Source organism: Variovorax paradoxus (assembly GCF_000834655.1).
Taxonomy (GTDB): domain Bacteria; phylum Pseudomonadota; class Gammaproteobacteria; order Burkholderiales; family Burkholderiaceae_C; genus Variovorax; species Variovorax paradoxus_F.
Genome location: NZ_JXQQ01000063.1, coordinates 1 through 15,190, shown reverse-complemented (window position 1 = coordinate 15,190; position 15,190 = coordinate 1). Strand labels below are relative to the sequence as shown.

General features: G+C 68.1%; 13 protein-coding genes. 1 reads left to right on the top strand and 12 read right to left on the bottom strand.

Annotation, left to right across the window (positions count from 1 at the left end; genetic code table 11):
• Positions 1–92 precede the first annotated feature (92 nt).
• The 7 genes from RT97_RS23170 to RT97_RS23140 all read right to left on the bottom strand — a co-directional run bounded on the left by RT97_RS23170 (position 93) and on the right by RT97_RS23140 (position 8,111).
• On the bottom strand, positions 93–1,103 hold the full coding sequence (locus RT97_RS23170; protein WP_042581188.1) for an aldo/keto reductase: 1,011 nt from the start codon (positions 1,101–1,103) through the stop codon (positions 93–95).
• A gap of 89 nt (positions 1,104–1,192) precedes the next feature.
• Positions 1,193–2,740, bottom strand: a complete 1,548-nt coding sequence (locus RT97_RS23165) for an alkaline phosphatase D family protein (RefSeq protein ID WP_042581187.1) — start codon at positions 2,738–2,740, stop codon at positions 1,193–1,195.
• Positions 2,737–3,489: a glycerophosphodiester phosphodiesterase family protein gene (locus RT97_RS23160; protein WP_042581186.1), complete on the bottom strand. Its 753-nt coding sequence runs from the start codon at positions 3,487–3,489 to the stop codon at positions 2,737–2,739. The genes RT97_RS23165 and RT97_RS23160 overlap by 4 nt, the downstream gene beginning before the upstream one ends.
• 32 nt (positions 3,490–3,521) lie before the next feature.
• The gene (locus RT97_RS23155; protein WP_042581185.1) at positions 3,522–4,442 is read right to left on the bottom strand and encodes an ABC transporter permease subunit; all 921 of its coding nucleotides are present in this window, start codon (positions 4,440–4,442) and stop codon (positions 3,522–3,524) included.
• A 21-nt stretch (positions 4,443–4,463) separates the two neighbouring features.
• Positions 4,464–5,369, bottom strand: a complete 906-nt coding sequence (locus RT97_RS23150) for an ABC transporter permease subunit (protein ID WP_042581184.1) — start codon at positions 5,367–5,369, stop codon at positions 4,464–4,466.
• A gap of 26 nt (positions 5,370–5,395) precedes the next feature.
• On the bottom strand, positions 5,396–6,727 hold the full coding sequence (locus tag RT97_RS23145; protein WP_042581183.1) for an extracellular solute-binding protein: 1,332 nt from the start codon (positions 6,725–6,727) through the stop codon (positions 5,396–5,398).
• Between the two features lie 31 nt (positions 6,728–6,758).
• The gene (locus RT97_RS23140) at positions 6,759–8,111 is read right to left on the bottom strand and encodes a sn-glycerol-1-phosphate dehydrogenase (RefSeq protein WP_042581182.1); all 1,353 of its coding nucleotides are present in this window, start codon (positions 8,109–8,111) and stop codon (positions 6,759–6,761) included.
• Positions 8,112–8,249: 138 nt separating this feature from the next.
• Between RT97_RS23140 and RT97_RS23135 the strand changes: the two genes are divergently transcribed.
• Positions 8,250–9,209, top strand: a complete 960-nt coding sequence (locus RT97_RS23135; RefSeq protein WP_042581181.1) for a sugar-binding transcriptional regulator — start codon at positions 8,250–8,252, stop codon at positions 9,207–9,209.
• Here the strand turns inward: RT97_RS23135 and RT97_RS23130 are convergent.
• The 5 genes from RT97_RS23130 to urtB form a co-directional block, all read right to left on the bottom strand.
• On the bottom strand, positions 9,185–10,444 hold the full coding sequence (locus RT97_RS23130) for an MFS transporter (protein ID WP_080898397.1): 1,260 nt from the start codon (positions 10,442–10,444) through the stop codon (positions 9,185–9,187). The two genes, RT97_RS23135 and RT97_RS23130, sit on opposite strands and share 25 nt — an antisense overlap.
• Before the next feature lie 131 nt (positions 10,445–10,575).
• Complete coding sequence (gene urtE, locus RT97_RS23125; protein WP_042581180.1) at positions 10,576–11,268, bottom strand: urea ABC transporter ATP-binding subunit UrtE; 693 nt, start codon at positions 11,266–11,268, stop codon at positions 10,576–10,578.
• A gap of 12 nt (positions 11,269–11,280) precedes the next feature.
• Entirely contained in the window at positions 11,281–12,159 is an 879-nt protein-coding gene (gene urtD, locus RT97_RS23120; protein ID WP_042581179.1) for an urea ABC transporter ATP-binding protein UrtD, read from the bottom strand.
• On the bottom strand, positions 12,156–13,382 hold the full coding sequence (gene urtC / locus RT97_RS23115; protein WP_042581178.1) for an urea ABC transporter permease subunit UrtC: 1,227 nt from the start codon (positions 13,380–13,382) through the stop codon (positions 12,156–12,158). The genes urtD and urtC overlap by 4 nt, the downstream gene beginning before the upstream one ends.
• Before the next feature lie 121 nt (positions 13,383–13,503).
• On the bottom strand, positions 13,504–15,051 hold the full coding sequence (gene urtB, locus RT97_RS23110; RefSeq protein WP_042581177.1) for an urea ABC transporter permease subunit UrtB: 1,548 nt from the start codon (positions 15,049–15,051) through the stop codon (positions 13,504–13,506).
• Between the last annotated feature and the right edge of the window lie 139 nt (positions 15,052–15,190).

The following is a 15,190-nucleotide window of genomic DNA, read 5'->3' as shown; positions in this document are numbered from 1 at the left end:
TCGCGGCCTGTCAAACATCAGCAGCGGCTGTTCAAAGGCCGCTCGCCCCCATCCCAACCTTCCCCCGGAAGGGGAAGGAGCAAAACAGGAAATCAGCGCGGCGCGTCGCCCTTGCGGTACTCGGCCGTGAGCTCGTCGAGCTTCTCTTTGAGCGCCGGATCGAGCTTGTACTCGGCCGCCGCGATCGTCGCGTCGAGCTGATCGGGCCGGCTCGCGCCGAGCAGCGGCGCGGTGATCAGCGGGTTCGCCATCACCCATGCCACCGCGAGCGTGGCGAGCGGCACGCCGGCCTCGTCGGCCAGCTTGTGCAGCTGCGTCACGGTGTTGAAGCTGCGCTCGTTCCAGTAGCGGTCCTGGTACATGCCGCCTGCCGTGCCGAGCGTGAAGCGGGTGTTCTCCTCGGGCTTGGCGCCGGGCTTGTATTTGCCGGTGAGGAGGCCTCCGGCCAGCGGGTTGTAGGGAATCACGCCCAGGCCCTCTTCGCTCGCGAGCGGCAGCAGCTCGCGCTCGATCTCGCGGAACAGGAGGCTGTAGCGCGGCTGCACCGACACGAAGCGGGTGAACCGGTGCAGGTCGGACTTGCCGAGCGCACGGGCCAGGCGATAGGCCAGGAAGTTCGACACGCCGATGTAGCGCGCGCGGCCCGACTTCACGATGATGTCGAGCGCCTCCAGCGTCTCTTCGAGCGGCGTCTCGCGGTCGTCCATGTGCAGCTGGTACAGGTCGACGTGGTCGGTCTTCAGGCGCTTGAGCGAGAGGTCGATGGCGTCCAGCAGGTGCTTGCGCGATGCGCCCTGGTCCCAGGGGTTGGGGCCGACCTTGTTCACCGCCTTGGTGGCGACCACGAAGCGGCGGCGGCCCGCGGGACCCTGCTTTTCGAGCCAGTTGCCGATGATCTCTTCGGTGCGGCCGGTGGTCTCGACGGTGCCGCCGAGCGGGTACACGTCGGCGGTGTCCAGGAAGTTGATGCCGCCTTCGGCCGCCTTGTCCAGGATCTGGTGCGACACGGCCTCGTCGGTCTGCAGGCCGAAGGTCATGGTGCCCAGGGCGAGGCGGGACACGGTGAGGCCGGTGCGGCCGAGGCGGGTGGTGGGAATGCTCATGGGGGGCGCGCTCCGAGGGAAATGAGGAGGGGTGGAAGGGCGGCGGCCATCATAGGCACGGCCGCGCAATCCTGCAGGCGCCGGATATTTCAGGTGGTTTCGAGATGCACGCCGGGTGCGCCCCGGGCCACCGAGAAGCGGGCCATGGAGGCCACGGCCGAATCGGCTTTCTTCTCGTCATCGACCGCGCGGAACTCGACCGCGCAGCCGCGCGCATCGAGCGTCATGAGCGCGTAGCCGCGCTTGTCGGCGCGGCCGTAGCGCAGGTGCTCGTTCTTCGCGAGCATGTTGGCCACGCTCGCGGCGCTCGGCCCTTCGGAGGTGATGGCGCCGCCGACGAACTCGGTCGCGATGGCGGGGCCTTGCGGCTCGCGGCGCAGGTCGGCGGCCCAGAACGCATGGACGTCGCCGCTGACGACGAGCGCATCGCCGCCGCGCGCCTTGTTCGCGGCCAGCGCGTCGAGCAGGCGGGTGCGCGAGGCGGCATAACCGTCCCAGCCGTCCATCCAGTAGCCGTGCTCGGGGCCGCGCTTGCGGTCGGCCTCGGCGAGCAATGTGGGCTGGGCGACGACGGTCCAGCGGGCGGGCGGCGCGGCGAGTTCGCTCGCGAGCCACGCCTCCTGCTTCGCGCCGAGGAAGCTGCGCCCGGGTGCAAGCCGGTCGGCGCAGTCGGCCAACGGCGAGGCGCTGCGGCCCGCAAGACAGGCGTGGTGCGAGCGGTACTGGCGCCCGTCGAGCATCAAAACGTTGAGCATGCGGCCGAAGCGGTGCCGGCCGTAGATGGTGGCATCGGCGCCGCGCGGGCGCATGCTCGCGGGCACGGGCATGTGTTCGTACCAGGCCTGGTAGGCAGCAGCGCGGATCGCCAGGAACTGCGCGGGGTCGATGGTGCGCGGCGACACGTCGTCGGTGTAGTCGTTGGCCACCTCGTGGTCGTCCCAGGTCACGAGCCAGGGGAAGGCGGCGTGCGCGGCCTGCAGGTGCGCATCGGTCTTGTAGAGCGCGTAGCGGTCGCGGAACTCGGCCAGCTGCGTCGGGATGCCGCCTTCGTGGCGGCGCACATGACGCGAACCCCAGGAGCTTTCGTAGATGTAGTCGCCCAGGTGCACGACGAAATCGAGCGGCTGCGCGGCCATGTCGCGGTAGGCGGCGTAGTAGCCCTGCTCGTACTGCTGGCACGAGGCGAACGCGAAGCGCAGCGGCTGCGAGGCTTCGTCACCCTCGGCCGGCGCGGTGCGCGTGCGGCCCACGGGGCTGCGCGCGCCGCCTGCGGTGAAGCGGTACCAATACGGGCGGCACGGCTGCAAGCCCTGCACTTCGACGTGCACCGAATGCGCGAGCTCGGCCGCAGCCGTCGCCGTGCCCTTGGCCACGACACGCCGGAAGCGCTCGTCTTCCGCCACTTCCCACCGCACATCGACCGGCGCATCGCCCATGCCGCCGCCCTGCAGCGGCTCGGGCGCGAGGCGCGTCCAGAGCACCATGCCGTCGGGCCTGGGCGCGCCCGAGGCCACGCCCAGCGTGAACGGGTCGCGCGACGCCTGCTGCGCGTGCAGTCGAAGAAAGGGATGGCCCAGCGACGCGGCGGCGAGCCCGCTGCACAGCAGGCGCCGGCGCGAAATGGGCCCTGCGCTCATCGGCGTGCGGCCAGCGCCAGGTCGGGCCGGTCGGTGGTGATCTGGCGTATCGGCATTGCGAGCCAGTGAGCGATCTCGTCGGGCTCGTTGATGACCCATGCGCCCAGCCGCTCGGTGCCGAGCGCGGCCAGGCACTGCGACCATGTGGCCGCGAGCAGCTTCTTCTCGACCGCGACCACGCACCCCGGCATCGCCGCATAGCGCGCGAGCGCGCGGCCGATGCCGCCGAGCATCTCGGCCGAGCGGTGGTCGAGCGAGGCGAGCACCCGGCCGCCGGGCCAGCAGGCGAGCACCTGCTCCAGCACCTCGGGCACGAAGCAGGTGAGGTAGCTGCGCTGCGCCACGCCCGCGTCGTGCAGCGCCTGCACCATGCGCGCCACCGCGCCTGCGGGCAGTTCGCCGGCGGCATCGGTCTTGATCTCCACATGCAGCTCCATGCGCGTGGGCGCGAAGAGGCGCAGCACCTCGGCGAGAGACGGCACGCATTCGCCCCGCTCACCGCCCTGCTCTCCCTGTCCTTCGCGCAGCCGGGTGGCCAGCACCTCGGCGCCGGTGCGGTCGCGGATGGGTCCGGTGCCTTCGGTGGTGCGGTCGAGCAGCGGATCGTGGATGACCACGGCCGTGCCGTCGCGCGTTTCCTGCACATCGAACTCGACCGCATCGGCGCCCGATGCGATGAGCTTGCGAAAGCCGCCCAGGCTGTTTTCGGGCCAGAGGTTGCGTGCGCCGCGGTGCCGCACGATGATCATTTTCTGCAGTGTCCTTGTCGGTTGCGTTCGTTTCACTTGCTGCTGTCCACCAGCCCTTTGACGAACGACCGCTGCAACGCTACCACCACGAGGATGGGCGGCAGCATGGTGAGCAGCGCGGCGCTCATCGCCACGTTCCAGGCCGGTTGCGAATCGGAGCGCGGGATCAGGTGCTTGAGGCCGATCACCGCCGTGGCCATGTCCTTGTCGGTGGTGAAGAGCAGCGGCCAGAGGTACTGGTTCCAGCCATAGAGAAACAGAATGATCGCGAGCGCCGCGATGTTCGAGCGCGACAGCGGCAGCAGGATCGTCCAGAAGAAATGCATCGGCGAGGCGCCGTCGATGCGCGCCGCTTCGCACAGCTCGTCGGGCACCGTGAGGAAGAACTGGCGGAACAGGAAGGTGGCCGAGGCCGAGGCGATGAGCGGAAGGATCAGGCCCGGGTAGGTGTCGACCATGTTCCACGACAGCTGGATGTCGATGCTGTGCCCGGTGACCGCGTTCCACGCCTGCGACAGGTGCAGCGTCTCCACCAGCCATTGCACCGGCAGCGCCGCATTGGCCACCGACTCGTAGGTCGGCGAAATGCGCACCTCGATCGGCAGCATCAGCGACACGAAGATCAGCCAGAAGGCCGTCATGCGAAAGCGGAATCGGAAGTACGTGATCGCGAAGGCCGACAGCAGCGACACCGCGATCTTGCCGACCGTGATGCCCAGCGCCACGACGAACGAGTTGAGGAACAGCCGGCCGAAGTTGGCTTGCGTCCACGCGGTGCGCAGGTTCTGCACGAACTGGTCGCCGGGGAGCCACGGCAGCGGCACCTGCTGCACCTCGCCGATGGTGAGCGAGCCCGCGACGAAGGCGAGGTACAGCGGCACGCAGACGCACGCCACGCCCACGAGCAGGATCGCGTGGCAGACGGCGTCGAGCACGGGGGCGCGTTCAACCATGAGCGTGTTCCTTCATGAACGTCATACGTCGTAGCTCACGCGCCGCTCGACGTAGCGGAACTGCAGCAGCGTCATGAAGAGCGCGAAGATCATCAGGATGACCGACTGCGCGGCCGACGAGCCGAGGTCCAGGTTGATGAAGCCGTCGACGTAGACCTTGAACACCAGCACGTTGGTCGCGCCCGCGGGCCCGCCCTGCGTGACCGCATCGACGATGGCGAAGATCTCGAAGAAGCCGTAGACGAAGTTCATCACCGCGAGGAAGAACATGGTGGGCATGAGCAGCGGCAGACCGATGCTGAAGAAGCGCTTGAGCGGCCCCGCGCCATCGACCGCCGCCGCTTCGAGCAGCGACGACGGCACGGCCAGCAGGCCCGCGAGCAGGAAGATGTAGTCGTAGCAGACATGCTTCCACGAGGCGGCGAGGATCACCAGGATCATCGCGTCCGAGCCCACGCGGTTCGGGTCCCACGTGAAGCCGATCGCATGCAGCACGTGCGCGAGCGGCCCGACCGCCGGGTTGAAGAGAAAGGCCCAGAGGATGCCCGCGATGACCGGCGCAATGGCATAGGGCAGCAGGATGATCGCCTTGTAGATGCCGCGCCCGCGGATCACGCGGTCGCTCGCGAAGGCCAGCACCAGCGCCACCGCGATGGTGAGCAGGTTCTGCAAGATGGTGAACACCACCGTGACCTTCACAGACTCGTGGTACGTGTCGCTCTGCAGCAGCTGCGCGAAGTTGTCGAACCCGACGAAGTGCACCGTGTTGCCGAACGGGTCGGACAGGAAGAAGGCCTGCCCGAGCGCGCGGAACGACGGAATGAAGAAGAAGAACAGCAGGATCGCCAGCTGCGGCAGGAGCAGCAGCACGGGCAGGCGCACGTCCTTGAAGTGCGCGCGCTTGAGTCCGGCTTCGGGCTTGGCCATGCTCGTTCTTCAGGCTGGGGGGGCTCTCAGTAGCGGCCCTTGTTGAGCTTCTCGTACTGGCGCAGGATCTCGTTGCCGCGCTTGACGGCATCGTCCATGGCGACCTGCGGCGTCTTCTTGCCGGCGACCACGTTCTCGAACTCGTCGCGCTGCGCCATCATGGTCTGCGTGAAGTTGCCGAAGTGAAAGCCGGTGGAGTTGGCCGTGGGCGTGCCGCGCGTGAGCTGCAGGATCGCGATCTCGCGCGTCGGGTGGTCCTTGTAGTAGCCCTCGGACTTGGCCATCTGGTAGGCCTTGTTGGTCAGCGGCACGTAGCCCGTGGCCTTGAGCCACCAGACCTGCGTCTCGGGCTTGGCGAGGTAGTCGAGGAAGGCCGCGGCCGCCTCGTACTCGGCCAACTTCTGGCCCTTCATGACCCACAGCGACGCGCCGCCGATGGTGCTGTTCTTCGGCTGCTTGCCCTCTTCCCATGGCAGGTACGTGGCGCTCCAGTCGATCTTGGCTTCGCGCTCGATGCCGCTGTGCGCGGCGGTCGATGCGAAGAAGGTGGAGCACTTGCCCGAGGTGAAGAGCTGCTCGGGGCTCAGGCCCTGGCCGGCGATCTGCATCACGCCGTCGTCGATCCATTTCTTGATGCGCCCGACCTGCGAGACCACCGAGGTCTTGTTGTAGGTGAACTCGGTGTCCAGGCCCTGGTAGCCGTTGGCCTTGGTGGCATACGGCAGGTCGTTGATGGCGCTGTAGTTCTCCAGCAGGCTCCAGTGGTAGTCGCCCGCGAGCACCGAGCCGCAGGCCGAGATGCCCTTCTGCTTGATGGCATAGAGCTGCTTCTCCAGCTCCTGCCAGGTCTCGGCGGGCTTGGCGAAGCCGGCCTTCTCGAAGTGCGACTTGTTGTACCAGAGGATGGGCGACGACGAGTTGAAGGGCATCGTCATGAGCTTGCCCTTGTAGCTGTAGAAGCCGGCAACGGGCTTGACGAAATCGGCCCACTCGACCTTGTAGCCGCGCTGGTCGAGCAGGTCCTGCACGGGCATCGTCGCGTCGGACAGCAGCATGGTCATGAAGCCGCGCTCGTAGATCTGCACGAGCGCCGGCGCGCGCTTGGCGCGGTAGGCGGCGATGGTCCCGTTGATCACCTCGTCGTAGTTGCCCTTGTTGACGGCGACCACCACGTACTTCTGCTGCGAGGCGTTGAAGTTCTTCACCAGCTCGTCAACGCGCTCGCCGAGCGCACCGCCCATGGCGTGCCACCACTGGATCTGAACGGGTTGGGCGGCCGCGGGCATGGCGCTCGCGAGCCATAGCGCGGATGAGATGGCCAGCGTGGCCAGGGTGCTGCGTCGGTCGAGATTCGTCATCGCTGTCTCCTGTGGATCGTGGGGTGCAGGTTCAGGCGGACCAGAAGCCGCCGGGGCTGAAGAGATCGGTGATCGCGGCATCGAGCCAGCCGAGTTCGTCGAGCAGGTCGAGCACGGTGTAGCGGCGCCGGATGAGGCGGGCGCGGCGGTAGTCGGCGGCCAGGCGCTCGGCGGCGATGCCGAGGTCGTCCGGGTGCGCCGCGCCGCCGAGGGTGCGCAAGCGTTGCTGCATGTCGCTGGCGCCGATGAGTTGGGTGGCGAGCTGGCGGCGCAGGTCGGGCCAGAGGCCGGCCAGGCTTTCGATGCGGGCGCGGCGGCCGCCCGCGGCGCGCTTGGCCTGCATCTCCTCGCGCGCGGCGGAGCGGAATTCCTCGCGGTCGAACGCCGCATCGATCTCGCGCAGGAGCGCGGCGTCGTCGAAGCCGTCCTGTGCGTGCGCCGCGGCCGATGCGAAGGCGGTGTCGGGCCGCGCCAGCAGCCATTCGTACATCGCGAGCATCGCGACGCAGCCGACGCCCACGCAGGCACCGTGCGCGGCAGGCTCGCCATCGATCTGCAGGTTCTCCATTTCCCAGAGGTGGGAGAACTGGTGGTCGCTGCCGCTGGCCGGGCGCGAGTTGCCGTGGGCCTGCATCGCGAAGCCGCTGACCAGCAAGCCCGACATGAGATCGCCCGTGGCCTCAGGGTCTCGCGCGGCGATGCGGCCGGGCGCGCCGAGCCAGTCGCGCAGGTGCGCCTGCACCATGTCGTAGGGGCGTCGACTCAAGGCTTCGACGCCCAGCGCATCGGCCAGCAGCCAGTCGGCGCCGGCCACGGTCTTGCCGGCGAGATCGCCGTAGCCCCACGCCGTCATGCGGGCGGGCGCGGCGCCGAGCACGCCGAGGTCGGCCAGCACCGCGACGGGCGGCGGGCAGGCGAGCGTGCGCTTGAAGCCGTCTTCATCGAGCAGCGCTGCGCCGGAAGCCGCGTAGCCGTCCATCGAGGCCGCGGTCGCGAAGCAGACGTAGGGCTTGCCCGCGATCGACGCGGCGTGCTTGACCAGGTCGCTGATGACGCCGGACCCCACCGCCACCGGCGTGAGGTCGTGCGCGGCGAGCTTTCGGGCAAGGGTGGCCGAGGCCGAGACGCGGGGCTTCAGGCGCGGGCGCGCAGGCAGCATGAGCGGCGGCGCGAGCGCAATGCCGCGCGCTTCGAGCAGCGCCTGCGCGGCCTCGCCCGCGACGTCCCACGTGGTCTCGTCGGTCACGAGCATCCAGCGTGCGCCGGGGGCGGCGCGCTGCAGCACGTCGGGCATCGCGCGCACCGCGGCACGCTCGACGACGACTTCTTTCGTGACCGCGGCATCTCGCAATGCGGCCCGCAGCGGGGATGTCTTTTCGCTCATGTCTCCAGGGGTTCCTGCGCCGGATTCGTCGGCGATGAACAAGTGTATATTCTGAAATGCATTTGTTTCAAGCAGGTGACTACCCGGTGTTTTCACCGGTCACGCGGCAGAATCGGCACACAACAACGGAGCATTCGGATGGCAGAGGAAGATCAGGTGGCGGTGCGCGTGGCCTGGCTCTACTACATGGAGGGCCTGACGCAGGACGGCATCGCCACGAAGCTCGGGCTCACGCGGCTGCGCGTGAACCGGCTGCTCGGCGAAGCACGCGAGAGCGGGCTCGTGAGCATCAAGATCAACTCGCGCCACGAGAGCTGCCTGCGGCTCGAAGAGGAACTGCGCACGGTGTGCGGGCTGCGCGAGGCGGTGATCATTCCGACGCCCGAGAGCCCCGACCTGATTCCGGTGCTGCTGGGCCGCACGGCCGGCGAATACCTTTCCCGGCTGCTGGAGACGCAGCGAGTGCGGGGCCTGGGCGTGGGCTGGGGCGCGACGCTGCGCGAGGCGATCCGGCACGTCGCGCCGGGGCAGTGGCCGAACCTGAACGTCAACTCGATCATGGGCGGGCTCACGCGCGGCCTGGAGATCAACACCTTCGAGACCGCCAGCGCCTTCGCCGCGCGGCTCGGCGCGCAGTGCAGCTACCTGGCGGCGCCGCTGTACGCGGGCAGCGCGAAGTCGCGCGACACCATCGTCTCGCAGGATGTGTTCAAGGAAGCCTTCGGGCAGATCGCGGCCAACGACGTGGCGCTGCTGAGCGTGGGCGACCTCAGCACGCGGTCATTGCTGGTGCGCTACGGGCTGCCGAAAGACGTTCCGGTGGCGGGCCTCAGGCAGGCCAAGGCGGTGGGCGACATCATCGGCCAGTTCCTCGACCGCCATGGCAAGCCGGTGAAGCATGCGCTGAACCAGCGCGTGGTGGCGCCGTCGCTGGAGGAACTCGCGCGCATTCCGACGGTGATCGTCGCCTCGGGCGGCGAGAACAAGGCGCCGATCATCGCGGCCGTGCTGTGGGCCAGGCTGCTGTCGGTGCTGATCTGCGACGAGCAGACCGCGCGCGCGGCGCTGAAACTCTACGAGGCGCTGGCGGCGCGCTGAACGGTGCCCAGGCGCGCATCGGCACGCGCGCTCATCACGCCCCAGCCGAAGATGCCGATGCCCCCGAGCGCGAGCAAGGCGCCGACCCAGCCGGTCGAGGTCCAGCCGAGGCCCGCCGAGATCGCCACGCCGCCCAGCCACGCGCCGAGCGCATTGGCCATGTTGAAGGCCGAGTGGTTGAGCGCGGCAGCCAGCGTCTGCGCATCGCCGGCCACGTCCATGAGGCGGATCTGCAATGCCGGGCCGATGGCCACGGTGGTGCCGATGAGGAACACGCCGATGGCGGCCGTGACCACGTGTTGCGCCGCGAAGGTGAAGAGCGCGAGCACCAGCACCGCGTACACCAGCACGCCGGCGATGGTGCGCATGAGCGACTTGTCGGCCAGGCGCGAGCCCACGATGTTGCCGGTGACCATGCCCAGGCCGAACAGCGCGAGCACGAAGGGCACGTTGTGCACCGACAGGTGCGCCACCTCGGTGAGCGTAGGCTTGATGTAGCTGAACACCGCGAACATGCCGCCGAAGCCGATGGCGCTGATGCCGAGCGTGAACCACACCTGCTTGCGCTTGAGCGCGCCGAGCTCGCGCCACGGGCTGGCGCCGGCAGCGGCGGCGATGTCGGGCACGTCGCGCCGCACGAGCACGATGGCCACGAGCGCGATCACGCCGACGAACACGAAGGCTGCGCGCCAGCCGAAGAGCTGGCCGAGCCATGCGGCGATGGGCACGCCGACCAGCGTGGCGCCGGTGAGCCCGAGCATCACGAGGCCCACGGCGCGCGCGCGGCGCCCCGGCGGCGCGAGCGTGGCGGCCACGAGCGCGGCCACGCCGAAATAGGTGCCGTGCGGCAGGCCCGTGGCAAAGCGCAGCAGGTTGAGCGAGAGGTATCCGGGCGCCATGGCGCTCGCGAAGTTGCCTGCGGCGAACACCGCCATGAGCGCGATCAGCAATGCGCGCCGGCCCCAGCCCGCGGCGAGCACGGCCAGCACCGGGGCGCCGATGACGACGCCGAGCGCATAGGCGCTGATGACATGGCCCGCCTGGGGAATGCTGACGTCGATGTCGCTCGCGACTTCGGGCAGCAGGCCCATGATGACGAATTCGCCCGTGCCAATGGCGAAGCCGCCGACGCCGAGCGCGAGCACGGCCCGCAGGAAATTGACGGGTTTCGACGACGGGGAAGAAACGGGAATGGCGGTGTCCGCGCTGTCCAGCGCGGGTGGGGAGGCGTTCAAGGCCAGGCTCCTGGGAGGGCGCCCGGCGGCGACGGGCAAGGGCGAATTTTAGGGTAAACCCTGAAGTCGACCGATACGCAGTTGCCAAAGTCCCGGTATCGGCAAGGCCTCGAAGGGCCTCCGCCCTGGGGTCAGATCGCCACCAGCTGGCGCACGCCCTGCGCTTCCATGTCCTTGCCCAGGCCGCGCGCGATGACCTCGCCGCGCTCCATCACGAGGTAGTCGTCGGCCAGCTCCTGCGCGAAGTCGTAGTACTGCTCGCACAGCACGATGGCCATGTCGCCGCGGTCGGCCAGCATGCGGATGACGCGGCCGATGTCCTTGATGATGCTCGGCTGGATGCCTTCGGTCGGCTCGTCCAGGATCAGGAGCTTGGGCTTGGGCGCGAGGGCGCGTGCGATCGCCAACTGCTGTTGCTGCCCGCCCGAGAGGTCGCCGCCGCGCCGGTTGATCATCTGCTTGAGCACCGGGAACAGCTCGAAAAGCTCCGAAGGGATGGGCGTGCTGCCGCTCTTGTAGGCCAGGCCCATGCGCAGGTTCTCCTCGACCGTGAGCCGCGCGAAGATCTCGCGGCCCTGCGGCACGAAGCCGATGCCCGCGCGTGCCCTGTCGTACGGCGTGGCTTTCTGGATCGGCTTGCCTTCGAGTTCGATGCTGCCACTCTTGATGGGCACGAGGCCCATCAGCGACTTGAGCAGCGTGGTCTTGCCCACGCCGTTGCGGCCCAGCAGCACGGTGACCTTGCCGAGCGTGGCCTGGAAGCTCACGTCCCGCAGGATGTGGGAGCCGCCGTAGTACTGGTGGATGTTCTTGACTGTCAGCATGGCTTCGGTTCCTCAGCGGCCCAGGTAGACCTCGATCACGCGCTCGTCGGCCTGCACCTCGTCGAGCGTGCCCTGCGCGAGCACCGAGCCGTCGCACAGCACGGTGACGATCTCGGAGATGGTGCGGATGAAGCTCATGTCGTGCTCCACCACCATCAGCGAATGCTTGCCCTTGAGCGTGAGGAAGAGCTCGGCGGTGCGGGCCGTTTCCTCGTCGGTCATGCCGGCCACGGGCTCATCGAGCAGGAGCAGCTTCGGGTCTTGCATGAGCAGCATGCCGATCTCCAGCCACTGCTTCTGGCCGTGGCTCAGGTTGCCGGCCAGGCGCGAGACGCTGTCGGCCAGGTGAATGGTCTCCAGCACTTCGGCCAGGCGGTCGCTCTGCGCCGAGTCGAGCTTGAACAGCATCGAGGCGCGCACGCCCTTGTTGGTCTTGAGCGCGAGCTCCAGGTTCTCGAACACGGTGAGGTGCTCGAACACCGTCGGCTTCTGGAACTTGCGGCCGATGCCCAGCTGGGCGATGTCGGCCTCGCGGTGGCGCAGGAGGTCGATGGTGCTGCCGAAGAACACGGTGCCCGAATCGGGCCGCGTCTTGCCGGTGATGATGTCCATCATCGTGGTCTTGCCCGCGCCGTTGGGGCCGATGATGCAGCGCAGCTCGCCCGGCGCGATGTCGAGCGAGAGCTTGTTGATGGCCTTGAAGCCGTCGAAGCTCACGCTCACGTCTTCCAGGTACAGGATGCGGCCGTGCGTGACGTCGACTTCGCCCGGCGTCGCGATGCGGCCGAAGCCGGCTTCGCGGCCACCCGACTCGGTGCTGCCGCTCGCGTAATGAACGCCGCTTGCGCGCGCCGCGCGCTCGGCGCCGGCTTCCATCAGGTCGGGCGTCATGCGCGGGCTCCCTTCACGTCGGCGGCCAGCGGCGCGTGCAGCGCCTCGGGCTCCATGCCCTGCCCTGCGGCCATGGCGCGTTGCGCTTCCTCCCGGCCTGCGCTCGGTGGGGCGGGCGCCGTCTTCTCGCGCGACAACCACTTCTTCACCAACCCCACGATGCCGTTCGGCAGGAACAGCGTGACAGCAATGAACAAGGCGCCCAGGAAGTACAGCCAGTACTCGGGGTAGGCCACGGTGAGCCAGCTCTTGGCCCCGTTGACGATGAAGGCGCCGATGATCGGCCCGATCAGCGTGGCGCGTCCGCCCACCGCCGCCCAGATCGCGATCTCGATGGAGTTGGCCGCGCTCATCTCGCCCGGGTTGATGATGCCGACCTGCGGCACATACAGCGCACCGGCCACGCCGCACATCACGGCCGAGATGACCCAGATCGTGAGCTTGTACGGCAGCGGGTTGTAGCCCGAGAACATCACACGCGTCTCCGCATCGCGAATGGCCTGCAGCACGCGGCCGAACTTGCTGCCGATGAGCCACCTGGCGAAGAGGAAGAAACCCAGCAGCGTGAGGCCGGTGAGTGCGAAGAGCGTCATGCGCATTTCCTGCGTGGCGATCGGGATGTTCAGGATGCGCTTGAAGTCGGTGAAGCCGTTGTTGCCGCCGAAGCCCGTCTCGTTGCGGAAGAACAGCAGCATCGCAGCGAAGGTCATGGCCTGCGTGATGATCGAGAAATACACGCCCTTGATGCGCGAGCGGAAGGCGAAGAAGCCGAACACGAAGGCAATGAGGCCCGGCACCGCGACGATGAGGATCAGCGTGGCGATGAAGCTGTCGCTGAAGGTCCAGTGCCAGGGCAGCGTCTTCCAGTCGAGGAACACCATGAAGTCGGGAAGGTCGCTCTTGTAGTTGCCGTCGCGGCCGATCTGGCGCATGAGGTACATGCCCATCATGTAGCCGCCGAGCGCGAAGAAGAGGCCGTGGCCCAGCGAGAGGATGCCGGTGTAGCCCCAGATCAGGTCCATCGCCAGTGCGCAGATGGCGTAGCACATGATCTTGCCGACCAGCGCCACCGCGTAGTCGCTCATGTGCAGCGGGCTGTCGACGGGCACCACGATGTTGAGCACCGGCGCCACCGCGCACACCACGATCAATGCGACGAAGAAGGCCGTCCAGCCCTTGCCGCTCAGCAGGGGGCCTTTGGTGGGAAGAGTGACAGAGGTCATAGCAGCCAGGACTTGGGGGATTGCGCGAGGAACACCGCAGAACCGGCTTTGCCGGGCTGCCGGTGTTGCCCCCTCGAGGGGGTTGGCGAAGCGACACGAAGTGCGCGAAGACTGGGGGTGGTCATGCCTCAGCGCTCCGGCCTTTCATCGCGAAGATGCCCTGGGGCCGCTTCTGGATGAAGATGATGATGAAGACAAGCACCGCGATCTTCGCGAGCACCGCGCCCGCCCAGCCTTCGATGAACTTGTTGAGAATGCCCAGCCCCAGCGCCGCATACACGGTGCCCGCGAGCTGGCCGACGCCGCCCATCACGACCACCATGAAGCTGTCGACGATGTAGCTCTGGCCCAGATCAGGGCCGACGTTGCCGATCTGGCTCAGCGCGCAGCCTGCGAGGCCTGCGATGCCCGAGCCGAGCGCGAAGGCGTAGGTGTCGATGCGCGCGGTGTTCACGCCCATGCACGAGGCGATCGGGCGGTTCTGCGTCACGCCCCGCACGAAGAGGCCCAGCCGGGTCTTGCCGATGAGCCAGCCCATCGCGAGCAGCACGAGCACCGCGAAGATGATGATGCAGATGCGGTTCCACGGCAGCGTGACGTTGCTCAGCATGGTGAAGCCGCCGCTCATCCAGCCGGGGTTTTCCACGCCGACGTTCTGCGCGCCGAACAGCGTGCGCACGAGCTGCTGCAGCATGAGGCTGATGCCCCAGGTGGCCAGCAGCGTCTCGAGCGGCCGGCCGTAGAGGAAGCGGATCACACCGCGTTCGAGCACCGCACCCACGAGCGCCGACGCGAGAAACGACACCGGAATGGCCGCCACCAGGTACCAGCCGAACGCCGCCTCGGGCATGTACTTCTGGAAGATGCCCTGCATCACGTAGGTGGCGTAGGCGCCGATCATCATCAGCTCGCCGTGCGCCATGTTGATGACGCCCATGAGGCCATAGGTGATGGCCAGGCCCAGTGCGGCGAGCAGCAGCACCGAGCCCAGGCTGATGCCGCTGAACACGGCGTTGATGCGGTCGCCCCAGACCAGCGCGCCGTCGATGTTGGCAATCGATGCGGCAATGGCCGTCTTCACGTCGGCCTCGGTCTCGTCGGCCAGGCGCTGGTTCAGCAGCAGCTTGGTGTCGGCATTGCGGTTGTTGCCCAGTTCCTTGGCGGCCGCGAGGCGCTTGGCCTTGTCGGCGCTGGTGAGCATGCTGGCGGCGCGCACGAGTTCGAGCTGCGCCTTGATCTTGGGGTTGGTCTCGGCGGCCAGCGCCTTCTCGACCATCGGGATGCGGGATTCGTCGGGCTCCTTGAACAGGGCCTGCGCGGCTTCGGCGCGCACCGCGTCGTCCTTGCTCGTGAGCTTGAGCGCGGCCCGTGCGGCATCGAGCGCGCCGCGCATGAGGTTGTTGTTGACGACGTCTTCGGCGGTGTCGGGCACCTTCAGCTCGGCGCCGGTGACGGGGTCGTAGCCCTTGTCGTCCTTCATCACGAAGACCTTGTCTTCGGTGTACTTCACGGCGTCGTCGGACATCGCCTGGATGAACGCGGCGGTCTTGTCGTCGGCGGTGAGCACGGCCTTGTTGAGCGCGGCGATGCGGGCTTCGGACTCGCCGGAGGCGATGGCCCGGGCTTCGTCGGCGGTCAGCGCGTGGGCGGCCGTTGCCATGAAAAGCATGGCGGCGAATGCGCAGTGAAGGGTTCGTCGAAGCATCATGAGAATGGAAGTTGGGTTGGCTCCCTCCCCTTCCGGGGGGAGGGTTGGGGTGGGGGCACGCGGCGCTCGGACAAGCGCAGTGCTCGAATCGACCGCCGTC